This is a genomic window from Exiguobacterium sp. JMULE1, assembly GCF_013337175.1.
Taxonomy (GTDB): domain Bacteria; phylum Bacillota; class Bacilli; order Exiguobacteriales; family Exiguobacteriaceae; genus Exiguobacterium_A; species Exiguobacterium_A indicum.
In genome coordinates this window covers 1,038,835-1,065,197 of sequence record NZ_SGWC01000002.1, presented here as the reverse complement: position 1 = coordinate 1,065,197, position 26,363 = coordinate 1,038,835, and the positions used below count along the sequence as shown (strand labels likewise).

Genomic DNA, 26,363 nt, shown 5'->3' with positions numbered 1-26,363 from the left:
GAAAAGTAGTCCGTCAAAAACTTAGAGTTGTTGCGGTGAATCGACCAATGTGATCGTTCCTTCGTTCTTCTGAACGAATCGCTCGTAGACGAAATCATTCGCAAATAATAGAACAGCATTTTCCCAACGGTCGTAGACGAGAACCGTCCGTGAATCCGTCAATTGTTTGACGGCAGCGACTTCAGCTGGCTTGATCCATTTCGCGACTTGGAAGTTCGCAGCATCCTTCAAGATGTCAACGCCATACTCGCCTTTGAGCCGGTGCTCGAAGACTTCGAATTGGAGTTGTCCGATTGCTCCGAGGATGATTTCGTTGTATTCCGTCTTGTAGACCTGGATCGCACCTTCTTGCGCGAGCTGTTCGACACCTTTTTGGAACTGTTTCGACTTCAAGGCGTTTTTCGTGTAGACCTTCAAGAAGAGTTCTGGTGCGAACGTTGGTAGTGCTTCATATTGCAATGATGGATCACCGTTCGTGATTGTATCACCGATTTGATAGTTGCCTGAATCGTACAACCCGATGACGTCTCCTGCGAACGCTTCATTGACCGTTTCCCGCTCATCCGCCATGAATTGTGTCGATTGAGATAACTTCATCTTCTTGCCTGTCCGTGTCAGGACGACGTCCATTCCACGATCAAATTTACCCGTACAAATACGGACGAACGCAATCCGGTCACGGTGGTTCGGGTTCATGTTCGCTTGAATCTTGAAGACGAAACCGCTGAAGAAGTCTTGTGCCGGCTCGACTTTCCCTTTGTTCGACTCGCGTGGTGTCGGTGAAGGAGACAAGTTCAAGTAATGTTCAAGAAGTGGTGTGACACCAAAATCGACGAGTGCTGATCCGAAGAAGACTGGAGTCAGTTCACCTTTTGCGATCAATTCTTCATCATATTCGTTACCTGCGCCGTCGAGTAAGTCGACTTCATCCATCAACGTCTCATACATTTCCGAGTTGATCGTCGTCGCGAGTTCTTCGTTCGCGAGACCTTCCTCACCGAGTTCGATCGACTTACGATCGTTCTTGAAACAATGGAATTGTCCTTTGACACGGTCATAGACCCCTTCGAACTGTTGACCTGAACCAGCTGGCCACGTCACAGCAACAGACGGAATACCGAGGACTTCTTCGAGTTCTTCCATCAATTCGAGTGGGTCACGCGCTTGACGGTCCATCTTATTGATGAACGTAAAGATTGGAATCCCGCGCATCCGACAAACTTGGAACAGTTTCTTCGTTTGCGACTCGATCCCTTTCGCTGCATCGATGACCATGATTGCTGAGTCAACCGCTGTCAGGATCCGATACGTATCTTCACCGAAGTCCGAGTGACCTGGTGTATCCATGATTGAGACGATCTTTTTATCGTATTCGAATTGCATGACCGAAGACGTAACAGAGATTCCGCGTTGTTTTTCGATTTCCATCCAGTCGGATTTCGCAAATTTCGAGTTTTTCCGTGCCTTGACAGAACCTGCCTCACGGATTGCCCCTCCGTGCAGGAGGAATTTTTCAGTTAATGTCGTCTTACCCGCATCCGGGTGGGAGATGATGCCGAAAATCCGACGCTTTTCGACTTCCGTTTGTAGAATGTTTGTCATGTATGGTAGTTCCTTTCACCGATATATTCAAAAGTCCGATCAATCTTTTTCGCAACTAGTCTATCATACCGAATTTTCAAGGTCTCGTCCATTTCACTTCATTGACTCAATTTTCAGATTTAAAGTTGACAATTCATCACGATCTTCTTTACGATGACTAGGAAGTTTACTATTACAGAAGGAGGAGACGTACAATGGTATTCCATCAAGCCCGGACATCTGTCCACACTGTCTTTGTATCGGCTACAACTGTACGTCACCCAATCGTTTAATTTTTAATTAAGCAGGGTGTGCGTATGCGTATACGTACATGCTGCCCTCTTATATTAGGACGGGTATGCCCATATTTGTGCGTATCCGTCTTTTCTATTGTCTAAAAACGGAATATAAGGGGTTTTCACTATGTTTAACGCACTCAAACAGCTTGATCGCAACATCTGGATCCGGTTCGTCGGGGAAACGATCACGGGGATCATGATGTTCATGATTGCACCATTTTTAGTTCTTTATTATGCGGATCGACTCGATTCCTACTTCTTGGTCGGTGTCATCATGGCGACCGGACCGATCATGTCGCTCGTCGGTGCCGTCCTCGGTGGTCACTTCGCCGATAAATTCGGTCGAAAACCACTGATGGTCCTCTCGATCATCGGTGACGTCATCGCACTAATCGGTTTTTCGTTCGCTGATTCATTCGGACCACTTCTCGCTTTGAACGCGCTGCTCGGTTTATCGAGTTCACTGTTCCATCCGGCGGCAAGCGCGATGGTCGCTGACGTCACACCACCAGAACGCCTGAACGAATCGTTCGGCCTGCTGCGGATGGGACATAACGTCGGGGCCGCATTCGGTCCACTTCTCGGAAGTGCGGTCCTATTCGTCGACCGTTCACTCATCTTCTACTCTGCCGCTTTCGTCTTTTTCCTGTACGGACTCGTTCTCTACTTCTTCATCGAAGAGACGAAACCGGAGTATATCGAAAAGACGGACGAAGTCAAAGTATCACCGCTCACTGTATTGCGGAAGGATCATGTCTTTTTAATCTTCATCGGGGCGGGTGTCTTCATCTCGATGGGATTTGCCCTCGTCGAGAGTATGTTACCGGTCTTCTTGAAGGAAGCACTGCCGGGACTACCGACGAAACAAAATCCGTTTCCTTACTTGATGGCACTGAACGGAATCATGGTCGTCTTGTTCCAGTTCCCGATCGCTGCTCGCTTGTCCGGCAAGGCATTCGGAAAAGTCATGTTGCTCGGCGCCTCGATTTTCGGGATCGGCATGATTTTTCTCGCATTCGTGCCGTCTTACCTGTTCTCACTCGGAACGAGTTATGTCGTGCTCGTGACGGTATTGCTTGCGATTTATGCGTTCTATACGCTCGGTGAGATGATCATGTCTCCTGTGCAGATGACGTTCATCGCTTTGATCGCACCAGAACATCTCCGCGGAACGTACAACGGTGCTGCGAGTCTCCAGTGGTTGATTGGCGGCGTCACCGCACCGCTTCTCGGATCGTTATTCCTTGATACCGGAAAAGGTGACTTTGCGCTCGGATTCGTCGGACTGCTATGTTGTGTCTCTGGTGGGGTCTATCTCGCACTCGACCGGTCGATTCAACGTGCGAAACGCTTAACGAAATCAGCTTAAAAAAGCGATGTGTCATGCTCCGACTTTTGTCAGAGCGTTACACATCGCTTTTCTCGTTAAGAGGGTAATTGATTTGCCGCTACGAACGGACCGAACAGGACCGGTAGCGGATCAAGTCGTTGCTGGATTTCTTCAATGAAATTCGTCGATCCACTGACGAAGACAATCGGATCATTCGCCGTGATCATCGTCAAGAATTCGTGCATCTGTTGTTCCCATCCTTCTTGACGAATGTGATGAACGACCATCCCTTTCGTCGTCAAGGATACGACATTCGCTAACATTCGTTCTGCCAGTTCCTCAGCTGAGACATGTAACAATGTCGTTTTTCGACCACTCAAGAGCGCGTGCCTGGCTTCATCGATGACGGCTCCGAGATGATGTTCTTCTGCGATCAACAAAATATCTTGTTGACGCCAATTTTCAGCATGACGGTATTTACAAAAATGGCGGCACGTATCGACGAGTTGATGGTGAACAATTGCCCATGCTTGAAGTAAAGGTGCATCTTCTTTAAGGTCATATTCGATTTGAATAGCTTGAAGAATTTCACGACTGATGATGTCCGGGTACGTCAGCAGAAACGATTTCGTCTGATCGATTTCATTCAGCAAAATCAATTTAAACAGTTCACTCGATTCGTGCTGGTTGGTAATCTGGTTCAGTAATTGACTCAGGCGTAAAATCCGTAATGCGCGAGTTCCGTCCTGAGCTCCTGCTTCTCGAAGCGCGCGCAATTCTTCTTCGTACGTCGCCTCGAGCGAGTCATAGAAGCGCGTCGCGATCCGCAATCCCTTTTGCTCCATCGATGGACCGAGCTGTTGCAAAAGGTGTAATGCCTGATCGAAATGCATAATTTAACCTACCTTTCACCGTCCATTATGCGTGAATCCACCCTCAAAAACAATCTCTAAAATGCATCTTATTTTTTGCACATTGAAAGTTGTAAATGCTTGCGTCCCCCCCTAGTATGTGTGTTAAGTAGGTGATGAAAATGCGCATGACACGTTATACGGATTACGCGATTCGGTCCCTGCTGTTCGCAGCAGCTCATCCCGATCGTTTAGTCCGAATCCAGGAAGTAGCGGATTGTTACGACATTTCTAAGAATCATTTGATGAAAGTAGTCTATCGTTTAGGACAGAGTGGTCTGATTGAATCTGTCCGTGGTCGTGGAGGTGGTTTTCGATTAGCGAGCCCTCCGGATGCAATTCATATCGGTGACGTCGTACAACTGTTTGAACCAACCGTTCATTTTCTCGATCCGCAAGAAGGCATTCACGAGATTCCTTCGCTCAATCCAGCACGTGATGCTTTCGATGATGCCATTGCGGCGTTCCATCAAGTACTCAATGGTTACACAGTACATGATTTGCTACATCCGACAGCTGAAACTCATCCACAAATACTTGAAATGATTCCGAACCGCGATTGAGCGGGTTCGGAATCTTTTTTTATTCCGTCCTCGCTCAATTGCGATTTCTCAAAACGCTCGTGGTATACTTATATAAGAAAGGAGGGGTACAGATGAACCCTCAAGAAGAACTCCATCTCTTATATCTTCGTTTAAAGGAAGAAGAACCCTCCGTTGCACGCGGTGAGGCCTTATGGGCCATCTTTGAGGAAACAGCTGATGATTCACTCCGCTTCCTCTCCTTATGGACATTTTCACAAAATCAATTTGATTTAGGACACTTCCGATCGTTTCTTGTGTCCTTCACGCTCTTGATGGAATGGATCCGAAAAGATGAGATGACACTGACTCCAAAACAAGAACTTGATTTGTACTGGAACTACAAGTCCTACTTGATCTATATGGCAGAACAAGAAGACGTGACGGTCTCGCTTCTCGAAGAAGATCTCGATCGCTTCATCGATTTCTGTGACGCGCATGGCTTTATTCGGACGCGCGACTATATCAGCTTCATGGTCTATAGCAAACTCGGTGACGAGGAACAAGCCGATCATTATCTATCGGAATGGGTTGACGCGCCAAGTGACGAACTTAGTGATTGCCCATCCTGCGAAGCATTTAGCCGGATGACGTATGCGATCGAACGTGGCTTCGAAGATCGTGCCTTGTTACTTTATGCAGCACTTCGGCATGAACGGGGTTGTTCACGGATGCCGGATCAGGCACATCCATACATCCTACCGTTGTTCCTTAGTCGCAAAAAAGAACGCTTCGATTGGAGTGAACGCTTGATCGAAGAAGTCAAACGGGGTGAAACCCTCTTTACAGGTGGCGACGAGCCGTACCACCTATATGCGAAGATGTATTACGATACGAACTATACCTGGTCGATGGAAGAGAAAAAACAATTGATTCCATTCTTGACTGATCGTGGGTATCTTCAGTTCTTACTCGCTCACTATGCGTTCGCCCATCGTCAATCTCTTGGTGAGGAAGCGTCGTATCTCGCAGCGCTTCGGACGAATCTCTATGAGATCGCACAATCTCTCGATCGCCGGATCGAAGGTGTCTTCTACTTGAACCTCGTCGAACGTGAACTGAAACGGATCACTCAGTTCGTTGCCTGAATCTAATTCGTAAAGGAAGTGTCTTCATGTTAGATCATGTCCAGCTCGCTATGCCGAAAAACGAAGAAGATCGCGCCCGTGCATTTTATGCCGGGCTTTTACATATGAAGGAAGTCGAAAAACCGACTGGTGTTCAAGCCAGTGGTGGTGTCTGGTTCGAAGAACATGGTGCAGCACTTCATCTCGGCATCGAGGATCCCTTCTCCCCTGCTAAAAAAGCGCATCCTGGATTAACCGTCGCTGCGTTCGAAGCGTTGAGCGATTCTCTTCAAGCTGCCGGTTATCCGGTTGAGCATGACACACGCCTTGCGCCACGTCGTCGTTTCTTCACAATCGATCCATTCGGTAACCGTTTAGAGATCATCGCTGCCCACCTGCCGACGTTAACGCCGAAGAAGTTGACGGATGGTTCTCATGTCCGCTTAATCGCACCCGCTTCTAGCCTCTCAACGGTCGAGATGAAGATCATCGATGGTGCGATCCAAACGCTCGAATCGCTTGGATTACGTGTCTCGATCAGTCAACATGCGCGTGCCGTCAATCCGTTCGGTTCCAGTGATCCTGAGTTACGCGTCGCAGACCTCCATGCCGCGTTCGCTGATCCGAACGTTGATGCGATCCTGTGCGTTCGCGGTGGGTTCAGCACGAATGAACTTGTCGACTTACTCGACTACGAATTGATTCGGACACATCCGAAAATCCTGTGTGGCTTCTCCGATATCACAGCACTCAGTCACGCCATTCTAACGAACACTGGATTAATCACTTACTCCGGACCGATGTTACGGGCTTTCCGTGATCGCGATTCTTATACGATCGATTACTTCAAGCAAGTGTTGTTCGGAACAGAACCCGTTACGATCCAGCCTTCAGTCCATTGGCGTGATACCGATCGTGGACATATCATTACGTTACCAAACAAAGGACCGATTCTTTTATCCAATGGGCAAGCAAGCGGTCGACTGCTCGGTGGGAATCTTTGTACGTTAAATCTCCTGCAAGGCACACCGCACTTCCCTGATTTACGGGATACGATTTTATTCCTTGAAGATGATTACGAAGTCCATCCAGCGACGTTCGCCCGTGATTTCGCCTCTTTGATGGCACAACCAGGTGCGGAAACGATTCGTGGGATCGTCTTTGGACGCTTCCAACTCACAACGAAGATGACGGAAGAGCATCTGCGATATCTGATCTCACTCTATCCATTCCTAGAGCACGTACCGGTTCTTGCGAATGTCGACTTCGGACATACGAGTCCTTTGTTCACGTTCCCGATTGGTGGTCAGGTGGAACTGCATGACGAGGTCATCCGACTTCATATTTCTTGAATATCAAAAGAAGGAGACGCGGCAATCCGCATCTCCTTCTTTTTTAATAGTCGAGCAATCTCGAAGCGTCGATTTGACGTTTCGACCCATCCGCGAACATCTCAAGTGTCGCAAAAATCTGGTCATTTGCCCATTCATAGTGAAGTAACGTGAAGTCTTCGAGTGTCGAAACCGTCTTGAACGTTTTCCCGACCGTAAACGCACGCTTCCGGCTCGCATCTTCTGCCGGAACGGTGACGAAGATCACCGTGATCTCTTCACCCTTCGTATCATAATAGAATTCAACGATCCGACCGTCCGCTGTTTCAGGTAAAACACCTTTACGGGGCTGTCCGGTCTCGTCCAATTGTACGTATGGTTGCAGCATTCTTTCGCCTCACTTTCTCCGTCATTCATCATAGCACGTCCACCTGATTTATGCTAATCTATATTTGATGTGAAAGGGGGATGAGTCGCGCATGGAATGGTTCATGAACGGGATTCTGCTCTGGGGCTTTATCATGATCACACTCATGGCAATTGGCGGGTTTTTCATGTTCCGGAAGTTCCTCAAGAAGTTACCGAAAGAAGACGGTAAATCGATGATGGACTGGGAAGATGAGTACATCGACCAAACACGACATCTTTGGACGGATGAGACGATGGAATTGTTGAACGCTCTCGTCATGCCGGTTCCATCGGCATTTCGTGATGTCGCACGCCGCAAGATTGCCGGGCGGATCGGACAGTTCGCACTTGAAGAACGGGCGACAGAGATGACATCCGAACTGGTCGTCAAAGGATATATTTCTGCGACACCGAAACGCGATCATAAATTCTTGAAAAAAGCACTAACGGAGCACGCCATCGACTGGCGAGACTACGCATTATACTTCCAAAATTGAAGGATGCACGAAAAACCGCCGAAGTCGCCTTCAGCGGTTTTTTTAGTGAGGTAAGTGCGCAACCGGCACGGTGCCCGACTTGACTCGTTTGTATTTCATATACATCGCGAAGCGCCACGGTGCAATCATTCCGAAGGCAACGAGATAAAAAATCCCACCCGTTTCGAAGATATCGATCTGTCCGCCGATGAAAAATTTCGCAACCGTCCGAACGAGTAAGATGCCGAATAAGACGATGAAAAATGCTTTCGAACGTTGCAAATAAATTTGCCCTTCCGCTTCATAAAAATTGGATGTCTTGATCAAAAAGATACTGAAGATGGCTCCAACGAGCAATGCTTCTGCTACCTCCGTCCATGTCAGACGGGATGCTGGGTATAAAAACTGTAGCATCCCCGTCGACATCGCAAAGGGCGGGATCAAGATTTTTTTAGCATTCGTCGGTTTTGCTGATGCCTTCACACGAATGAAGCTGATCAGCAATCCCATGACGAGCGCTACCCCAGTTGATATCCAAATCATCCGATCACTTCCTTGATTAAAATCCAGTGAATCCGACGATGTCACTCATCCATGCTGCGAATTTACTCAAGCCATCAAAATACAGCATGACTCCGAACACCATCATCAAGGCTCCCCCGAATTTCGTTAATTTCAGACTATACTGCACGAACAAGCGCGAACGACCGACGAAGAACGCCATCAATAAGAACGGAATCGAGAAGCCAAGGACATACGCGAGCATATAGAACATGCCTTGACTCGGATTGGTCGCAGCTAATCCGATGACTCCTGCGAGAATCGGACCTGTACACGGTGTCCAACCGGCTGCAAAACCGATTCCGACGAGTACCGTCCCGACGTATCCTCCTTTTCGTTCCCCGAGATTCAGTTTCTTTTCACGCATCAAGAATGTTGGTTGCCATAATCCGACGAGAACAATCCCAAATACGAAGATGACGAGTGCCCCAACCATCCGTAACGTATCTCGATATGTGATAAAGACATCTGCGAACAACGATGTCGATAAACCGAGTACAACGAATACCATCGCAAAACCAACGAGGAACGCTAACGTATGAAACAAGGATCGCTTTTCTCGTACGCCCCGTTCTTTTAAATCCGTTACCGACACGCCTGTGATGTATGAGAGAAACACAGGATACAGTGGTAGCGTACATGGAGAGACGAAAGATAATAATCCTGCTCCAAACGCTAACCATAATGAGAGCTCCATATGAGCATCCCCTTTCTTTACTACTATAGAAGAAGTTCCTCCTCTATTTTGCCAAACTCCTCTGCATTTAGCACCTATTATCTCACAGAAAGTTGCAAAAGATTCGTGTCCGCCAAAATTACAAAAAAATTACATTTCATCGATTTTACTGAAATCTCATTGCACCTCGTAAATGGACTTGCTAGAATATGGATACGACACCAATGTAAGGGAGACTGCTATGACGACACAACAACTATTGACGTTAGCCATCGAAGCCAAACGTAGCGAACTATATCATCAAGCTGACCAGTCCAGCTTCACCTCCCCGCGTGTTCTACAACTTAGCCATGAACTTGATGTCCTGCTTTTAGAATATTCACGGACTGTTCAAAACTATACCATTCACGGTTCGAATGAACCGCTATTATCTTAAATGTACGGTCTGGTCAGCATTCGAGTGCGAATGCTGACTTTTTTATGGCTTCTTATTTCTGATGGGGTGCTTGACGTCCGCTCTTACATTCATTTCTAGCTCTCGTACCCTTTATATACCTGACGATCTCCCTCAATTATACGTACATGAAGTCGAAGCGGTTGAAATACGTCTCATTGAAGCGAGGACAATTCACGATACCTTACTTGTCTACGATCGATGGTGCCGATCAGTGGGAGTTCATAATTTATCTACAACGTCATACGGAAGAAGGAGATGTCCTCGAGCTGCTCTATATCGAAAATCAAAATGACAGCATGCATGACCATCTACCGTCCACTCCGCTACTAGAGCCAATCGAAATCAATATTCGCCAGCGAACGTACCAAACGATTCACGGCACGTTTCAACTTTCCGCTAACGATTGGATGCAGGAATTGTATCATCGTTCTTACCTGACAGCGGTCGGCGTGACGACGATCGTCAAGTATTGATCTACGTATCATCCGTTTCACTTTTTCATCATCAGACGATAGAAGGATTCAACACTTTCTATCTTTAAGGCTTTTTTCTGTTGAATTGTGCGAATTTTTTATATTCAGTAAGCCAAAATACCTATAAACGTCCGTTTTTCATAATCAGTATGTCCTATCGATGACAAAAACCGTCCTTTTGCAATCTTGTTGTCACAAAAGCTCGGTTTGTAACTCGAATGACATTGACCTGTAAACGCACAGGTCAGATTTGCCGTGTAAAGTAGGAACAGTAAACACAGCATATGTCAGGAGGACATCAATAATGAAAAAAGCAGTTTTCGCTGCCGGTCTTGCAGCAACAGCTCTATCAGTAGGATTTGCCCAAGAGACAGAGGCTGCCTCAGAAACGGTAACAGTAAATACACCAGTACTCAACGTACGCACAGCACCTACAACTGCATCAGCAGACGTAGGCAATGTATATAAAGGTCAAACATTAAATGTCGAAGGACGTTCTGGCGCATGGATCAAAACAACAGTTAACGGTCAAAAACGTTATGTCCATGGTGCGTATACGTCTGCAGCAGGCTCATTCGACTTTAAAAAAGCGACAGTTACTACGGCAGTACTAAACGTCCGCACACAACCAACGACAAGCTCGAAAGATGTCGGTAACCTCTACAAAGGCGAAAAAGTCAACGTAGAAGGTAAAGTTGGTGCATGGATCAAAACAACAATCGATGGTAAAACGCGCTACGTACACAGCGACTATACTTCACTCGCTGGCGTATCGAAAGCACCAGCAGCAAAAGCACAACCTGCTGCGAAGCCAGCACCAAAAGCAGCAGCTAAACCAGCTACTGCAACAAAACAATCAACACCTGCAAAATCAGGTACGAAAGTGACGATGAACGTCAGTGCTTACACGAACGACCCATCTAACAACGGTAGCCAACTCTACAACGGTCGTGCGTTGACAGCAAGCGGTTATGACGTTACAAATACGATCACGTACAATGGTATGCGTATCGTAGCAGCTTCTTCACAATACCCAATCGGTACACGTATGCACATCGAAGGCATTGGTGAAGCAATCGTACTCGACCGTGGTGGCGCAATCCAAGGTAACAAACTTGACCTTCTCGTTGGTTCACAACAAGAAGCACTCAACTGGGGACGCCAAAACGTTACAGTTACAGTCTACTAATCAAAACAAACAACCTGCCGGGCGAGATCGCCTGGCAGGCTTTTTTTGTCTATTTTTTAAGAAACCGTGACATGACCGGATTGCAACTGATACATCTTCTTATACAGACCATCTTGTGCGATCAATTCTTGGTGATTTCCTTGCTCGATCACTTCCCCTTGATGCAATACAAGAATCAAATCTGCATCTTGAATTGTCGATAGACGGTGGGCAATAGCAATCGTCGTCCGCCCTTGACGCATCCGTTCAAGTGCGACTTGCACTTTCTCCTCTGTCTCCGTATCGATCGAACTCGTCGCTTCATCGAGGATCAGGATTTTCGGATCCCGCGCCATCGTGCGTGCGAAGGAGATCAACTGACGTTCCCCAGCTGAGAACGTCGCCCCCCGTTCCGCAACGGGACTGTCATATTGCTGATCCAGTTGATTGATGAATCCGTCAGCTTGTACGAATTTAGCAGCCGCTTCGACACGGTCAAAGGAAATCGAACTATCGAATAATCGAATGTTGTCAGCGACCGTTCCCGTGAACAAGAATGAATCCTGCAAAACGAGTCCGACATGCTGTCGTAGTTCTTCTTCCGATAACTGCTCAAGCGGTTGACCATCGATCAAAATCCGACCCGATTGGTACGCGTAAAAGCGCATCAAGATATTGATGATTGAACTTTTTCCACTTCCCGTATGACCAACGAGCGCAATCGTCTGTCCTTTTTTCGCCTCGAACGAAATCCCTTTCAAGACATCTTTCTCTCCGTCATAACTAAAGCGCACGTCTTCAAAGACGATATGTCCTTCCGATACTCGTGCATCCCCTTCGAGTTGTTTCGTTGGTTCCGGCTCATCCGTATCGAGGACCTTGAACACACGGTCTGCTGAGACGACAGCTTGTTGGAACTCGGACAACCGTTGCATGATTTGCTGAACCGGTTGGAAAATCCGCTCCATGTAGCTGATGAAGGCATAGACGACACCGACTTGGACCGTTTGCGAGAACGATAGGACACCGAAATATGTTACGAGTGTTGCGATCGAAACCGCCAGTAACAATTCAATGATTGGTCGCAGTAACCAACTATCGAGCTTCAAGTTCTTATAACGTCCATTTTGGTGGGCGACGTTCGTCTCCTCGAACTCTGCCATTAAGCGTTTTTCTTGGCGGAATTGTTGGATGATTGCCATCCCGTTGATGGATTCGTTCAGTTGGGCATTGATTTTCGATAGTAAATCGCGGACTTCCGCGTAATACTTCGTCGAATACTTCCGGTAAATCCAAATGATGAAATAAAACAGCGGTAACAATAGTAACGCAATCGTCGCGAGTCGCGGCTCTAGCAGATAGAGGAAGATATATGTTCCAATCAACTGAACGCCGCTTTGCACGAATGTCGACAGGACACCGATGTAGAGCTCCTTGATCGCTTCCGTATCGTTCGTGATCCGGGACACGAGCACTCCAGCAGGCGTCCGGTCAAAATAGGCAAGCCGTAAGTGCATGACGTGCCGGAACACATCAATCCGTAAGCGTTGAATGACTTGCAAGGCAATCTTTTGGAATTCGAACGCCTGTAAGTAATCGACGATGATCCCTGTCGTATGCAGTAACAAGTACGCTGTAAACAAAAGTGCGACTTCCTGTACGGGATATGAACCCGGTGCGACGTATTCATCAATGAAAATCTTGACGAGATACGGTCCCCCGAGTTTTGCCGCTGTCGTAATGAACAGCAGGATGAAGGCGATACTGACCTGTTTTTTGAACGGTTTGACGAAATCAAGTAATCGTTTCAGGACGGCTTTTTCATTGATATCATGATTCATTAGAACGCCCTCCTTGTTCGACGAGTGATTCTAGTTGCTGACGATCGTACGTCTCTTTATACCAACCGTCATGAGCGAGTAACTGCTCATGTGTGCCTCGCTCGATGATCCGACCGTCTTCAAGGACGATGATCTCATCGGTATGTGACACAGCCGACAGGCGATGAGCAACGATGATTTGTGCCTGATCGTGATCCGCCGTGCGGAAGTGGTGGATGATCGCTTCCTCAGTTTTGGCATCAACCGCAGATAAGGCATCATCGAGCACTAAAATCGGACAGTCTGCTAGTAATGCCCGGGCAATCGAGATCCGTTGTTTTTGACCGCCGGATAACGTCACCCCACGCTCCCCGACCATCGTCGCATACCCTTCCTTAAATCCAAGAATATCATCATGAACCGCTGCGATCCGAGCTGCTTCCATGATGTCTTCCATTGATGCATCCGGTTTTGCAAAGGCAATATTATCAGCAATCGACGCGGAGAATAAGAAATGATCCTGTGGAACGATCGCCACTTGACGACGGACGGTGTCACGCGTCAATTGTTTGATGTCTCGTCCACCAATTGTGATGGCGCCTTGTTTGACGTCGTATTCGCGAGACAATAAGCGAACGAACGTCGATTTCCCAGCACCTGTCTTCCCGACGATTCCGAGCGATTTACCGGGCTTCAACGTCACATCGATGTCTTGTAAGACCGGTTGCGTATCATAGATGAAACGCTCAATCCCAACGTGGAGTTCAGGTGAGGAAACACTTGTTGCTGCTTCTTTCGCATCTTTAATTTCCGGTTCGATCGCAAGCATTCGCTCGATCCGATCGTAGGAAGCACGACCACGTTCGACAATGTTGAACAACCAACCGAAGGCAAGCATTGGCCATGTCAATAAACCAAGATATGTAGTGAATGAGACGATGTCACCAATTCGGATTTCACCTTGTTGTAACAGATATGCACCATATCCGACAGCGATGATGTACGATAGACCGACTAATCCAAAAATCGTCGGATCAAATAATGCATCGATTTTTGCGACACGACGGTTCTTTTGGACGACGTCATCCGATAGATCCGTAAACGTCTGCACGTCAGATTCCACTTCCCCTGTTGCTTTTAAGACGCGGACACCACTAATACTTTCCGCGACCTTGTCATTCAAATCGGAGAATGCTTCCTGCGCGTCGTGAAAACGCGAATGTAACATTTTCCCGTAGCGTGACGTCAAGTAGACCATCAGCGGCATCGGTAGAAGTGATACGAGCGTCAATTTCCAACTGATCGTCGTGACCATCGTGATGATGACAAAGCTCCCCATCGTCACCGAGTCGACGAGCGTGAGAATACCGGCACCTGCTGTCATCGATACCGCCTGTACGTCGTTCGTCGCATGCGCCATCAAGTCCCCGCTCCGATATTTCTTATAGAACGATTGATCCAAATCTGAAAAATGTCCATACAGTTGGCTGCGCAATAATCGACCGAGACGAATCGATGCTCCAAAGATATAAAAGCGCCAAAAATAACGAATGATATATGTCGCGACCCCGATGAGCAACAACGTACCTGCGAGACGAATCAAATCATCTTTCGTCAAGCTTCCCTCACTCAGACCGTTGACCGTCGTCCCGATGATTTTTGGCGGAATCAACTCTAACGCCGCTACAAAAATCAAACTGACGACCCCAAGACTATACGCTTTCCATTCTCGCCGGAAAAACCAACCGAGTTTCCTGAAGACTCCCATTCAAGTCTCCCCCCTTTTTTAAATCCTATGATTATTTAAAATAGTCTCACATTTTAGATTAGTTCTCTTTCTAAAAAATAGCAAATAAAAAGGAGACCATTTAGTCCCCTTTCGTACAGCTTATTTTTTAGGTGATTTCATTGAACCACTCATTGAACGCATCACTTGGTTGACTTTCTTTTGTGATGGCTTTTGACCCATTTGCATCATCAATGTCTTAATCATATCTTCGTTGATTGGTGGGTTTTGCTCCAAGTAGTTCATCATGTATCGACGAGCGATATAGAAACCAAGGGCGACACCTGCTACCAAGCAAAGAAGGGCAATTAAAATCCAAATCCATGTAGCCAAGTTGCTTCCTCCTCTAACTTAAAACGTCGCTTTTTACTATACTATAATTCCAATTGTTTGCATAGATGATAATAGATGAAAAACGAGCCCGACGTAAGATCGGACCCGTTTTTCCGGAAAAGATTATCCGAGTTGTTTGACTGTCGCTAAAACGTTCTCAACAGACATGCCGTATTCTTTCAAGAGGAAGTCTCCAGGCGCAGATGCGCCGAAACGATCGATTCCGATGACTTGTCCTTCTGTTCCTACATATTTGTACCAACCGAGCGAAGCGCCTGCTTCGATCGCAACACGTTTCGTGATGTGTTTTGGAAGAACTGATTCTTTATACTCTGCTGACTGCGCTTCAAATACTTCCCATGATGGAAGCGAAACGACAGCTGCTGATTCACCAAGTTCTTTTTGTGCTTCGACAAGAAGGTGAACTTCTGAACCCGTACCGAGCAAGAGCGTGTCGGCTTTCGTGACGTCACCAGCGATGACATAACCGCCTTTTTCTGCGCCTTCCGTCGTTGTGCCTTCAAGTTCAGGAAGACCTTGACGTGTTAAGACAAGAAGTGTCGGTTTGTCTTTCGCTTGAACTGCTGTTTTCCATGCTGCGATCGTCTCTTTTCCGTCTGCTGGGCGGTAGATCGTGACGTTCGGCATTGCACGGAAGCTCATCAAGTGCTCGACTGGCTCGTGTGTTGGACCATCTTCACCGACAGCGATCGAGTCGTGCGTCAAGACGAAAATTGATGGAAGTCCCATTAATGCTGCTAAACGAACTGCTGGACGGAGATAATCCGAGAAGACGAAGAATGTCGCGCCGTAAGGAATGACGCCGCCGTGAAGTGCCATACCGTTGACAGCCGCAGCCATTGCGAATTCACGTACACCGAACCAGATGTTACGACCACTTGGGTCGATATCGAAGTCTGCTTCGCCTTTGAGCATCGTGTTGTTCGATCCTGCAAGGTCAGCTGAACCACCGAACAATGTCGGAACGTTCTTCGCAAGACCGTTCAAGACTTCACCACTCGTTTGGCGTGTCGCTTTTTTCGATGACAAGTCGTACGTTGGAAGATCTGCTTCCCAGTTGCTTGGCAATTCGTTTGCGATCGCGCGAACGAGTTCCGCATGCAATTCCGGGTGAGCTGCTTCGTATTGTTTCATCGTTTCGTTCCATGCGTCTTCCGCAGAAGCACCACGTTGGACGATCCGCTCGTCGAACAATGATTTGACTTCTTCAGGGACGTAGAACTCTTCGTGATCCCATACATAGCTAGCTTTCGTCAATTTGATTTCCGCTTCACCGAGTGGTGCACCGTGAGAAGCCGATTTCCCTGATTTGTTCGGTGAACCGAAGCCGATGACTGTCTTGACTTCGATCAATGTTGGTTTTGTCGTCTCTGCTTGCGCCGCCGCGATTGCTTTCGAAATCGAATCGATATCCGTTCCGTCTTCTACGCGAATGACTTGCCAGTTGTACGCTTCGAAGCGCTTCTGGACGTTTTCAGAGAATGATTTATCGAGATCGCCATCAAGTGAGATATCGTTTGAATCATACAATACGACCAATTTACCAAGACCAAGGTGACCTGCGAGTGAAGCCGCTTCAGCTGAGACACCTTCCATTAAGTCTCCATCTCCACAAATTCCGTATGTGAAGTGATCGACGACGTTGAGATCGTCACGGTTGTATTTTGCTTCAAGATGACGTTCTGCCATCGCCATACCAACTGCCATTGCAATCCCTTGACCAAGTGGACCTGTCGTCGCATCTACACCAGCCGTGTGACGGTATTCCGGGTGACCTGGTGTTTTTGATCCCCATTGACGGAATGATTTAAGATCATCCATTGATAGATCATATCCCGATAGGTGGAGGAGTGAGTAGAGAAGCATCGAACCGTGTCCGGCTGAAAGTACAAAACGGTCGCGGTTGAACCATTCTGGATTTTTAGGGTTGTGGTTCATATGATCCGCCCAAAGCGAGAATGCCATCGGCGCTGCTCCCATTGGCATACCTGGGTGACCCGAGTTCGCCTTTTGTACGGCATCAATCGATAAGGTACGAATCGTATTAATTGCTAATTGTTCTACTGTCGTCATGTTCGTCAAAACAATCATCCTCTCTCTTTTTCACAAATTCCTACTCATTTTAGCACACTCTTAAATGTGATACAACTTTTCTAAATAGTATGTCACATTAAAATGAATGCGCTATCTATAGCCGTTCTATCGACTCATACAGGATGCATGAATTGATGAAAGATCGTTATTAAGATGTATTGCTATCGTGCAATGTTTCCTCATCTAACAGCGCTAAACAAAAAAGAGGTCCGCTTAACGCGAACCTCTTTCTTCTATAGAAGAAACAAACGATTATTGTTTATTCCGTTCTTCTTCTTGTGCTTGTTTTAATTTCTCTGGTGTTACGTCCGTACCTTCTTCATCAACAATCTTCATGCCCATGAGTTGGTTTTTGAACGATCCACGGAATGCTGCGAGATACGCTGCACGTAACTCTTTTTGCTCTGCCGCTTCTGCTTCTGATAACGGCTCGACTTTTGATTTATTCGCTAATGCGTTGATTCGATCTAATTGTTCTTGTGATAACATGGAATCCCTCTTTCTGTACGACTCAAACTTGAGTAGTTCAATTGTATTCTTACTGTAAAAGAGCTTACTAAAAAAAGCAAGTTAACCGCGTCAGTCGACGGGTTACTTGCTTCTCATTCCGGGCTAGGCGTCAATTCTCGGTATTCAAGGTATCGACGATTGACCGTTGCCTTTGAAATATCATGTCCCATCCCGCGAAGCGTAACGGCGATATCTGAAAACGTCAGTCCGAGTTCACGGAGACGTACGATTTCTTCGATCGGTACGTCCTTTCGGCTACGCCCGGCGTTCTCTCCTTGGCGATTCAGATTTCGTTCCGGGCGAAAGCCTTGTTCGACCGCTCGCCGCATGCCGCGCGCGATTTTTGCATTATGCAGTTTACGTTGATATTCTTCCACGAGTGAGACGATCTCAAGGACCATCGCTTCTGCATCAGCAAGTTGGTATTCTCCATCGGAATCAAGTGTCATCAACCGAACACCGTGCTTCTTAAACGTGTGCAAAATAGCGATTTTCGCATTCCCTCGACCAATCCGTGTGTCATCCGTTACGAGGACCGCATCTACCGCATCACGTGTCACATGATCAAGAACCGTCAGCATCCCTTCCCGATCGACGTCATATCCACTCTCTTTTTCAGAGACGACATCCACGACATCAAAACCCTTTTGAGACGCGACCTTCGAAAGTTCCATCCGTTGGCGTTCAATCGAACTATCTTGTGCTTCTTTTTCGGTCGACACCCGACAATAAATCACGACCTTCATCGTACCTCACATCCCTGTTCGTTCTTTCACAACTTTTCCATTTTGTCATTGTTGTGCGATTGGTACAACGATTTTGCTTTTTGAGATGACGTGTTTTGTCTCGACATCATTATTTTTAATCAACCAGTTGACGTATTCTTCATCTGACATCGAACCGTCATTGTAGACTTCAGCGATTTGTTCAACTGTAGCGTTCTCATCGACCGTAACGGAAGCAGTCATTAGTTGCGCCACTTTTTCATCCGGGCGCGGTGTGAGTAAAAAGATCACGAAGGCAATACTTAATGCATAGAAGAGAATTGAAAAAGCATGAGTACGAATCGTATGAATCATCATGAATCCCTCCAAATATAAAATGAATGAGTTAGAATAAACGTTCGCGGAACAATTGTTCGCATAACTCATAATAAACACAGAACCCGTGTTCGGTCAACACAAAATGTCGAACAATTGTTTGTACGCTCATTTGTTCTATGTTATAGTGAATCTAGAAACATATATTCTTACATTTCAAACTTCAATCCAGAAAGAGGTGGCAATTCGTATGCGGAAAATGTCTAAGCGCCAACAAGAGATTCTCGACTACATCGTCTCTGAAGTGAAACTGAAGGGGTATCCACCATCAGTTCGTGAAATCGGAGAAGCAGTCGGACTCGCGTCTAGCTCGACGGTACACGGTCATTTGGATCGACTCGAGAAACGGGGAATGATTCGCCGTGACCCGACGAAACCACGTGCGATTGAGATATTGCTTGATAAGCCTGAAGAAATCACGGAAGCCATCGTCCATGTTCCCGTCATCGGGAAAGTCACAGCAGGTCTTCCGATTACAGCGATTGAAAACATCGAAGAACAGTTCCCACTCCCTGCACATTATGTAGGGAACGAGACGGTCTTCATGTTGACGATCGATGGTGAATCGATGATTAACGCAGGTATTCTTGACGGCGATCGTGTCATCGTGCGCCAACAAAACACAGCAGAAAACGGAGAAATCGTCGTAGCTATGACCGAAGATAGCGAAGCGACGGTGAAACGGTTCTTCTTAGAAGATCAACAGGTACGTCTACAACCAGAAAATGACTCGATGGATCCGATGTATTTCGATAATGTCTCCATTCTTGGTAAGGTAATCGGCGTGTATCGGACGATTCATTGACGGAGGGACCAGTTACGACTGGTCTTTTTTCATGCCATCAGGAAATGTACATGATACCGTCAATACCGTCGCACTGACGGGTTACGTTGCGTATTCGGTCGCAACGCAACAAACCGATTGGTTACCGACTGCCATCGGTATCGCTGTCGGTACCCTTTGGTTGTCACCCGACCTCGATTTAAAGTCAGAACCGTATTATCGCTTTGGACCATTTCGAGTTCTTTGGATGCCGTATGTCAAGATCATGCCTCACCGATCGATCTGGTCGCATGGACTGATCATCGGAGACATCATTCGGCTTCTTTATAGTGCTGCGATTCTGATTCCCCTACTATTTATAAGTCTATATTTTCAGGTTCTTGATTCTGCTACGATTGATTCGTGGTTTGCTTCCTTGCCTGCATTCATCGTTGGCATCATGGTGGCGAGTACGATTCATATCCTACTAGATTATTCCAGCAGTTGGTTTCGACCTAAAAAAGAAAAAAACGTCGTCGGTAACACCTCTTTTGCTTGCTTGCAGGCAGGAAGAGGTGTTTTCTTATCCACTTTTTCGTATCTTTAAACATCAAAATAAAAAATTTCCATTCCTATATTTCAATTATATGTATTGAAAACGTTCTCAAATCGGAGTAATTTAAAGTAGAAAGGCCATTATCTGCTTTAATCCAAAGGGAGGGTTTTTGCATGAATAACTTTGTACTAGAAATGATCGGTACGATGATCCTCATCCTGCTCGGGGATGGAGTCGTCGCCGGTGTCGTCTTGAAAAAGACGAAATCGGAAAACAGCGGATGGATCGTCATCACGTTCGCTTGGGGTCTTGCTGTCATGACAGCAGCATTCGTCGCTGCTGAAAGCGGAGCACACTTGAACCCCGCATTGACGATTGCACTTGCTTTGAACTCTGACCTACCGTGGGCAGACGTTCCGATCTACATTGCCGGACAACTTGTCGGAGCTTTCATCGGCGCCATTCTCGTTTGGCTTCATTACATGAAACATTTTGAAGCGACTGATGATCAAGCCGCAAAACTCGGTGTGTTCGCAACAGGTCCAGCGATTCGTCATACGCCGTCGAACTTGATTTCTGAGATCATCGGGACATTCGTTCTCGTCTTCGGTATCTTGGCACTTGGTTTAACGACGTTCGGAGACGGCTTAAAACCACTCATCGTCGGTTTACTCGTCGTCGTCATCGGTCTATCGCTCGGTGGTACAACAGGGTATGCCATCAACCCGGCTCGTGACCTTGGACCGCGTATCGCGCACGCTATCCTACCGATTCCGAATAAAGGTTCATCTGACTGGGGCTATTCATGGATTCCTGTCGTTGGTCCAATCATCGGTGGAGCGATTGCCGTGTTCATCTATCAATTGATCTACTAAGATCACGTCTCACTAACACATACCGCTCAAGGGGGATTTCGAAATGGAAAACAAGTATATCCTAGCACTCGACCAAGGTACGACAAGCTCACGTGCGATCATCTTCGATCACGATGGGAAAATCGTCAACTCGGCACAACGGGAATTCAAGCAATACTTCCCACAACCAGGCTGGGTCGAGCATGATGCAAACGAAATCTGGGGTTCGATTCTTGCCGTCATGGCCGAAGCACTCGGAACAGCAGATATCAAACCTGAGCAAATCGCCGGAATCGGCATTACGAACCAACGCGAAACGACGGTCGTCTGGAACAAAGAAACAGGTAAACCGGTCTATCACGCACTCGTTTGGCAATCGCGTCAAACGTCTGGTATCTGTGACGATTTAAAAGAACAAGGTTTGAACCAGAAGTTCCGCGATAAAACAGGACTTCTGATTGATGCCTACTTCTCTGGAACGAAAGTCAAATGGATCCTTGATAATGTCGAAGGTGCGCGGGAGCAAGCAGAGAACGGTGAATTGCTCTTCGGTACGATCGATACGTGGCTCGTTTGGAAACTGTCTGGTGGAAAAACGCACATCACGGACTACACGAACGCTTCACGAACATTGATGTATAACATCTACGAACAAAAATGGGATGAAGAGTTACTCGATATCCTCGGTGTTCCTGCTTCGATGTTGCCAGAGGTTCGTCAGTCGAGTGAAGTCTACGACAAAACGGTACCGTATCACTTCTTCGGTTACGAAGTGCCAATCGCTGGTATTGCGGGTGACCAACAAGCAGCACTCTTCGGTCAAACGTGCTTCGAAGCAGGTGAAGGGAAAAACACATACGGAACAGGTTGCTTCATGCTCATGAACACAGGTGAGAAAGCTGTTTCTTCTGATCATGGACTCTTGACGACGATCGCTTGGGGCGTCGATGGAAAAGTGGAATATGCGCTGGAAGGTTCGATTTTCGTCGCCGGTTCTGCGATCCAGTGGCTCCGTGATGGACTCCGGATGCTGAAAAATGCGAAAGATTCAGAAGGTTACGCAACGAAAGTTGACTCAACAGACGGTGTTTATGTCGTTCCTGCCTTCGTTGGTCTCGGTGCGCCGTACTGGGATTCAGATGTTCGTGGCGCAATCTTCGGGTTAACACGCGGAACAGATAAAGAGCATTTCGTTCGGGCAACGCTTGAATCACTCGCTTACCAAACACGCGACGTGTTAACAGCGATGGAACAAGATTCTGGGATCGAACTGAAGACACTCCGTGTCGACGGTGGTGCTGTAGCCAACAACTTCTTGATGCAGTTCCAATCGGACATTCTCGGCGTTCCTGTCGATCGTCCGCAAATTAACGAAACGACAGCACTCGGTGCAGCTTACCTTGCTGGATTAGCTGTTGGTTACTGGAAAGATAAAGCGGAAATCAAACAACAATGGAAGCTGGATCACCAGTTCAAACCAGAGATGAAAGAAGACGATCGTGAGCAACGCTATGCTGGATGGCAAAAAGCAGTTGAAGCGACAATGGTCTTCAAACCATCAAAATAAAACAATTGACCCGGTTCCTTTTGCAGAGGGACCGGGTTTTTGATATCTTATAAAAAATATAGCGAGAGGTGTGTCATGAATTCTACTTATTCTGATCAACAGCTAAAAGAACACATTCAGGCCGCGCTGGATGGCAACATCACACATGAAGAACTAGCAGATTGGTGTTATTGCTACATGACCGACGTGTACCATAACGATTATTACCAAATCGCAACCGACGGACGTGAGAGCTATCCGTTAAGTGAGCAAGCGACTGAGGTAGCAAACGATATCGATGCACAATGGGATATGTATCTTGCTAACAGTTATACTCTAAATGAATTACAGACCATTGATTTAGCTACAATTCATTTACCTAGAGAGTGGTTAGAAAAATGACTCCAGTCGTTTTGATTCATGAAACACTCATCTAAGTTTTAATACGAGTAAAAGAAATTGAAATAAATCCCCCTTCGCCTGCTCGCAAAGGAGGATTTATTACTTATTTGCCAAACTCTTTTTTCAATCCATCTTCAATCTCATCAACGGATTTAGACTGACCGCTTAGGACTGCCGCTAAAAACGCGCCTTCGACGAGGGGTGCATCGATAAACCGAACCGTCCGTTCGCCACTGTATAGTTCAAGTGCCAATTCCGTGTTCATCGTCGCAGAACCGATATCCGTTAAGACGACTCCATCGTCGTCTAGTGTATTTAATGTTTCTTCGATTCGCGTCGCGTCCGTTCCAATGCTACCATCCTCAAGAGCTGCCGCTATTAAGACTGGCGTATCCGGTGCCATCTCTGCTAACAGTTCCTTTAGTCCAGTCGCGAGCTTTTCACTATGGGAAACGAGTACAAGATTAACCATGAAGCACCTCCGCGATTTCGCCGAGCAACAACGCACTCGATAGACTACCTGGGTCCTGGACGCCTTCTGTCGCTTCACCGAAGTAAGACGCACGCCCTTTCGTTGCGATGCGCGCTTTCGTATCAGCAAGCGCTTGATCGATTGCCGCTTTCAAATCCCCGTCTTGCGAGAGCGCCTCTTGGAACGGTGTCCAAATATCGACCATCGTCTTTTGACCGAATTCCGATTTCCCACGCGATTTGATGCCTTCCGTCGCTTCATGGAAAGCATCCGCGAGTTCTGCACCTTCGACTTCTGTTTTTCCTTTGAACGCACCAGCGAACTTAACGAATGCCGTGCCGTACAAAGGACCGGATGCCCCACCGACCGTCTTGATCAGCGTCATCCCGACCTCTTTCGATAAAGCTCCTAAGTCCTCATACTCGCCGTGTTCTTCTAACGTCTTTTGGACTGCTTGGAAGCCACGTGACATATTGATCCCGTGGTCCCCGTCACCGATTTCCCGGTCAAGGTCCGTCAATTCATCCTTGTGCTGGTCAATCTGTTCCGCTGCTTTGATGAGCGCGCTTCGTAACTGTTCCGTCGTCAACTTCATCTTTGTACACCCCGTTTATCTAAATTAGAATCCAATCGCTTTCGTTTCTGCATCGAGATACCCAAGCAGTTCATCATCTACTGGTAAGAGCGTGATTGAGAATCCGTGCATCTCGAGCGACGTCATATAGTTTCCAACGAACGAACGGGCAATCTCGTAACCGTGTGCCTGAAGTTCTTCCGCGACATATTTATATGTGATATACAGTTCGGATTCTGGTGTTCCACCCATCCCATTCACCATGACGGCGACTTTTTTGTCTGGTACTTCTTTTGTCAGACGATCGAGCAACTCTTTAACGATCGCATCAACGGAAGCGACTGCTTTTCGTTCAAGTCCTTTTTCACCATGGATGCCAATTCCGATCTCCATCTCGTCATCGTGCAACTCAAAACCCGGCTTGCCGCTCTCTGGCATGTAACATGGTGAGAGTGCCATTCCGATCGAACGAACGCCCTGGATGACTTTTTCCGCGACTGCTTTGACTTCACTCAGTGATTTCCCTTCTGCAGCTGCAGCTCCGGCAATCTTATGGACGAAGACCGTTCCCGCGACACCACGACGATCCTCTTCCTTTTTGATCGCGATGTCATCATTGACAACAACCGTGTCGACTTCGATGTCCTCGAGTTCAGCGAGTTCCTTCGCCATATCGAAGTTCATGACATCACCGGAGTAGTTCTTGACGACAAGGAGGACACCTTTTCCACCATGGGCTGCCTTGATGCCTTCGAGCACCATGTCCGGTGTCGGTGACGTGAAGACTTCCCCGCAAACAGCCGCAGCAAGCATACCGTCACCCACGAATCCAGCGTGCGCTGGTTCATGACCACTTCCTCCACCAGAAACGAGTCCGACTTTTCCATCAAGCGGTACTTTTCGCGCGACGACATTGACCCCTTCGACCTTTTTATACAAATCAGGATGAGCTAGTACGAGTCCGTCGACCATGTCTGAAACGAACCGGTTTGAATCTTTCATTAATTTGTGCATGAAAAACGCTCCTTTACCTAACTGATTTTGCCGTACCACTTACTCTTTACCACCAAATCAAGTCGAATATGTCGAAAAAAATGATGAAAATATTGACCAGTTGGTGACGATATTCCGCATGAGTGCTATGCTCTTAAAAAAGAGGAGGAATCGAATGTCATCAGCCTTTCAAGCAGGTGTTCGTGCCTGTCTACCCACTGTCCTCGGATATATCGGCATCGGTTTTTCAGCTGGGATCGTCGGTCGTGCCTCCGGCTTATCCCCTCTTGAAGTCGGATTCATGTCCGTCTTCATCTATGCCGGCGCCGCTCAGTTCATCATCACGAGTCTCTTACTATTAAATAGTCCTGCTTCTGCCATCATTTTGACGACGTTCATCGTCAATCTCAGGCACTTGTTAATGAGTCTGACGCTCGCTCCGCATGTCGAGACACGTCACCTCCGCGACCGCCTCGGTACCGGAACGCTACTAACGGATGAGTCGTTCGCTGTAGCGATGAACACTGCCCAAAAAGGGAAGCTCGCCCCGTCCTTCATGCATGGCTTGAATCTGACTGCGTATCTCAGCTGGATCGTCGCAACCGTTCTCGGCGCCCTTGTCGGCAGCTGGTTTCCTGATCCCGAGCGCTTCGGTCTCGATTTTGCCCTGACAGCGATGTTCATCGGCTTATTATACTTACAGTTTGAAGGGGAACGTTCCCGTATTGCCGTGAATAGTTGCCTCCTACTGATTGTCTTACTATTGCTTTACATAACCATGCGCTACTTTTCTCCAGAAGTCGCCGTTCTTTGCGCGACGCTCGGTGGTGCAAGTATAGGAGTCGTGATCACACGATGGAAATCCGCCCGGAATTAATCGCTCTTTTTTTAGCTTGTGGACTCGTCACTTGGATTCCACGCGTCTTACCGTTTCTCGTCCTTCATGGACTAACGTTACCGCGCCTCGTAACAGAATGGCTCTCGTTCATTCCGGTCTGCCTGCTCGGTGCCCTTTTCTTTCAAAATCTTCTCATCGCTCAAGATGAGGCGTTTCCGATGGTTTCGACGCTTCATGTCTTCGCCGCCCTCCCGACCATGGCGGTCGCGATTTTCAGTAAAAGTTTATCCTGGACGGTCGTGACTGGTGTTGTCACGATGGCGTTTCTACGATTGTATCTATAAGCAAGTCATTCATCTTTAGCCTATTTCGATGCATCTCT

The 26,363-nt window shown here is 47.2% G+C and carries 30 protein-coding genes; 15 read left to right on the top strand and 15 right to left on the bottom strand.

The features are described 5' to 3' along the window. Positions 1-21: 21 nt before the first annotated feature. The gene (locus EXW93_RS05610) at positions 22-1,602 is read right to left on the bottom strand and encodes a peptide chain release factor 3 (protein WP_058713293.1); all 1,581 of its coding nucleotides are present in this window, start codon (positions 1,600-1,602) and stop codon (positions 22-24) included. A gap of 402 nt (positions 1,603-2,004) precedes the next feature. Here EXW93_RS05610 and EXW93_RS05605 point away from each other — a divergent pair, with 402 nt between their 5' ends. After that, positions 2,005-3,249, top strand: coding sequence for an MDR family MFS transporter (locus tag EXW93_RS05605; protein ID WP_023467788.1), 1,245 nt, complete (start codon positions 2,005-2,007; stop codon positions 3,247-3,249). A 56-nt stretch (positions 3,250-3,305) separates the two neighbouring features. Here EXW93_RS05605 and EXW93_RS05600 read toward each other — a convergent pair whose 3' ends face one another. Further along, entirely contained in the window at positions 3,306-4,103 is a 798-nt protein-coding gene (locus EXW93_RS05600) for a hypothetical protein (RefSeq protein WP_023467787.1), read from the bottom strand. Between the two features lie 140 nt (positions 4,104-4,243). Here EXW93_RS05600 and EXW93_RS05595 point away from each other — a divergent pair, with 140 nt between their 5' ends. The 3 genes from EXW93_RS05595 to EXW93_RS05585 all read left to right on the top strand — a co-directional run bounded on the left by EXW93_RS05595 (position 4,244) and on the right by EXW93_RS05585 (position 7,121). Then, positions 4,244-4,684: an RrF2 family transcriptional regulator gene (locus tag EXW93_RS05595; RefSeq protein WP_023467786.1), complete on the top strand. Its 441-nt coding sequence runs from the start codon at positions 4,244-4,246 to the stop codon at positions 4,682-4,684. Positions 4,685-4,776: 92 nt separating this feature from the next. Then, a complete protein-coding gene (locus EXW93_RS05590; RefSeq protein ID WP_023467785.1) occupies positions 4,777-5,790 on the top strand; it encodes a hypothetical protein in 1,014 nt (337 codons plus the stop codon). A gap of 26 nt (positions 5,791-5,816) precedes the next feature. Next, positions 5,817-7,121, top strand: a complete 1,305-nt coding sequence (locus tag EXW93_RS05585; protein ID WP_174316102.1) for an LD-carboxypeptidase — start codon at positions 5,817-5,819, stop codon at positions 7,119-7,121. 43 nt (positions 7,122-7,164) lie between these two features. Here the strand turns inward: EXW93_RS05585 and EXW93_RS05580 are convergent, their stop codons facing one another. Continuing rightward, a complete protein-coding gene (locus EXW93_RS05580) occupies positions 7,165-7,488 on the bottom strand; it encodes a hypothetical protein (RefSeq protein WP_023467783.1) in 324 nt (107 codons plus the stop codon). A gap of 91 nt (positions 7,489-7,579) precedes the next feature. Between EXW93_RS05580 and EXW93_RS05575 the strand changes: the two genes are divergently transcribed. Beyond that, positions 7,580-8,005, top strand: coding sequence for a DUF2621 family protein (locus EXW93_RS05575; protein ID WP_023467782.1), 426 nt, complete (start codon positions 7,580-7,582; stop codon positions 8,003-8,005). 42 nt (positions 8,006-8,047) lie between these two features. On the opposite strand, the gene EXW93_RS05570 is transcribed toward EXW93_RS05575, so the two are convergent. After that, a complete protein-coding gene (locus EXW93_RS05570) occupies positions 8,048-8,527 on the bottom strand; it encodes a CcdC family protein (RefSeq protein ID WP_035398107.1) in 480 nt (159 codons plus the stop codon). Between the two features lie 16 nt (positions 8,528-8,543). Continuing rightward, positions 8,544-9,242 (bottom strand): cytochrome c biogenesis CcdA family protein, encoded by a 699-nt coding sequence (locus EXW93_RS05565; RefSeq protein WP_023467780.1) that lies wholly within the window; start codon positions 9,240-9,242, stop codon positions 8,544-8,546. A 172-nt stretch (positions 9,243-9,414) separates the two neighbouring features. Between EXW93_RS05565 and EXW93_RS05560 the strand changes: the two genes are divergently transcribed. The 3 genes from EXW93_RS05560 to EXW93_RS05550 all read left to right on the top strand — a co-directional run bounded on the left by EXW93_RS05560 (position 9,415) and on the right by EXW93_RS05550 (position 11,340). Continuing rightward, on the top strand, positions 9,415-9,657 hold the full coding sequence (locus EXW93_RS05560; protein WP_338083373.1) for a Spo0E family sporulation regulatory protein-aspartic acid phosphatase: 243 nt from the start codon (positions 9,415-9,417) through the stop codon (positions 9,655-9,657). A gap of 161 nt (positions 9,658-9,818) precedes the next feature. Beyond that, positions 9,819-10,151, top strand: a complete 333-nt coding sequence (locus EXW93_RS05555) for a hypothetical protein (RefSeq protein WP_075642076.1) — start codon at positions 9,819-9,821, stop codon at positions 10,149-10,151. Between the two features lie 304 nt (positions 10,152-10,455). Then, complete coding sequence (locus tag EXW93_RS05550; RefSeq protein ID WP_023467777.1) at positions 10,456-11,340, top strand: SH3 domain-containing protein; 885 nt, start codon at positions 10,456-10,458, stop codon at positions 11,338-11,340. Positions 11,341-11,396: 56 nt separating this feature from the next. Here the strand turns inward: EXW93_RS05550 and EXW93_RS05545 are convergent, their stop codons facing one another. The 7 genes from EXW93_RS05545 to yneA form a co-directional block, all read right to left on the bottom strand. After that, the gene (locus EXW93_RS05545) at positions 11,397-13,160 is read right to left on the bottom strand and encodes an ABC transporter ATP-binding protein (protein ID WP_174316101.1); all 1,764 of its coding nucleotides are present in this window, start codon (positions 13,158-13,160) and stop codon (positions 11,397-11,399) included. Beyond that, positions 13,150-14,907: an ABC transporter transmembrane domain-containing protein gene (locus EXW93_RS05540; protein WP_023467775.1), complete on the bottom strand. Its 1,758-nt coding sequence runs from the start codon at positions 14,905-14,907 to the stop codon at positions 13,150-13,152. The genes EXW93_RS05545 and EXW93_RS05540 overlap by 11 nt, the downstream gene beginning before the upstream one ends. Before the next feature lie 120 nt (positions 14,908-15,027). Next, positions 15,028-15,258, bottom strand: coding sequence for a YneF family protein (locus EXW93_RS05535; protein ID WP_012370001.1), 231 nt, complete (start codon positions 15,256-15,258; stop codon positions 15,028-15,030). A gap of 123 nt (positions 15,259-15,381) precedes the next feature. Continuing rightward, positions 15,382-17,370, bottom strand: coding sequence for a transketolase (tkt, locus tag EXW93_RS05530; RefSeq protein WP_023467774.1), 1,989 nt, complete (start codon positions 17,368-17,370; stop codon positions 15,382-15,384). A gap of 255 nt (positions 17,371-17,625) precedes the next feature. After that, a complete protein-coding gene (locus tag EXW93_RS05525) occupies positions 17,626-17,862 on the bottom strand; it encodes a DUF896 domain-containing protein (protein WP_023467773.1) in 237 nt (78 codons plus the stop codon). Between the two features lie 113 nt (positions 17,863-17,975). Beyond that, positions 17,976-18,629 carry a YneB family resolvase-like protein gene (locus tag EXW93_RS05520; RefSeq protein ID WP_023467772.1) on the bottom strand — a complete coding sequence of 218 codons (654 nt, stop codon included), beginning with the start codon at positions 18,627-18,629 and terminating at the stop codon, positions 17,976-17,978. A gap of 45 nt (positions 18,630-18,674) precedes the next feature. After that, positions 18,675-18,962, bottom strand: a complete 288-nt coding sequence (yneA, locus tag EXW93_RS05515) for a cell division suppressor protein YneA (RefSeq protein WP_023467771.1) — start codon at positions 18,960-18,962, stop codon at positions 18,675-18,677. Positions 18,963-19,173: 211 nt separating this feature from the next. Between yneA and lexA the strand changes: the two genes are divergently transcribed. The 5 genes from lexA to EXW93_RS05490 all read left to right on the top strand — a co-directional run bounded on the left by lexA (position 19,174) and on the right by EXW93_RS05490 (position 23,104). After that, on the top strand, positions 19,174-19,788 hold the full coding sequence (gene lexA / locus EXW93_RS05510; protein ID WP_023467770.1) for a transcriptional repressor LexA: 615 nt from the start codon (positions 19,174-19,176) through the stop codon (positions 19,786-19,788). A 31-nt stretch (positions 19,789-19,819) separates the two neighbouring features. After that, complete coding sequence (locus EXW93_RS05505) at positions 19,820-20,353, top strand: metal-binding protein (protein ID WP_174316100.1); 534 nt, start codon at positions 19,820-19,822, stop codon at positions 20,351-20,353. Positions 20,354-20,475: 122 nt separating this feature from the next. After that, positions 20,476-21,177 carry an MIP/aquaporin family protein gene (locus tag EXW93_RS05500; RefSeq protein WP_023467768.1) on the top strand — a complete coding sequence of 234 codons (702 nt, stop codon included), beginning with the start codon at positions 20,476-20,478 and terminating at the stop codon, positions 21,175-21,177. 43 nt (positions 21,178-21,220) lie between these two features. Further along, the gene (gene glpK, locus EXW93_RS05495; RefSeq protein WP_023467767.1) at positions 21,221-22,723 is read left to right on the top strand and encodes a glycerol kinase GlpK; all 1,503 of its coding nucleotides are present in this window, start codon (positions 21,221-21,223) and stop codon (positions 22,721-22,723) included. Positions 22,724-22,798: 75 nt separating this feature from the next. Further along, entirely contained in the window at positions 22,799-23,104 is a 306-nt protein-coding gene (locus tag EXW93_RS05490) for a hypothetical protein (protein WP_174316099.1), read from the top strand. 103 nt (positions 23,105-23,207) lie between these two features. On the opposite strand, the gene dhaM is transcribed toward EXW93_RS05490, so the two are convergent. The 3 genes from dhaM to dhaK are packed head-to-tail and all read right to left on the bottom strand — an operon-like array spanning position 23,208 to position 25,164. Further along, on the bottom strand, positions 23,208-23,576 hold the full coding sequence (gene dhaM / locus EXW93_RS05485) for a dihydroxyacetone kinase phosphoryl donor subunit DhaM (protein WP_174316098.1): 369 nt from the start codon (positions 23,574-23,576) through the stop codon (positions 23,208-23,210). Further along, on the bottom strand, positions 23,569-24,171 hold the full coding sequence (gene dhaL / locus EXW93_RS05480; protein ID WP_023467764.1) for a dihydroxyacetone kinase subunit DhaL: 603 nt from the start codon (positions 24,169-24,171) through the stop codon (positions 23,569-23,571). Before dhaL ends, dhaM begins: the two co-directional genes overlap by 8 nt. A gap of 24 nt (positions 24,172-24,195) precedes the next feature. Next, the gene (dhaK, locus tag EXW93_RS05475; protein ID WP_023467763.1) at positions 24,196-25,164 is read right to left on the bottom strand and encodes a dihydroxyacetone kinase subunit DhaK; all 969 of its coding nucleotides are present in this window, start codon (positions 25,162-25,164) and stop codon (positions 24,196-24,198) included. Positions 25,165-25,318: 154 nt separating this feature from the next. Here dhaK and EXW93_RS05470 point away from each other — a divergent pair, with 154 nt between their 5' ends. After that, positions 25,319-26,020 (top strand): AzlC family ABC transporter permease, encoded by a 702-nt coding sequence (locus tag EXW93_RS05470; RefSeq protein WP_174316097.1) that lies wholly within the window; start codon positions 25,319-25,321, stop codon positions 26,018-26,020. Continuing rightward, positions 25,999-26,325 (top strand): AzlD domain-containing protein, encoded by a 327-nt coding sequence (locus EXW93_RS05465; RefSeq protein WP_174316096.1) that lies wholly within the window; start codon positions 25,999-26,001, stop codon positions 26,323-26,325. The genes EXW93_RS05470 and EXW93_RS05465 overlap by 22 nt, the downstream gene beginning before the upstream one ends. The last annotated feature ends 38 nt before the right edge of the window (positions 26,326-26,363 follow it).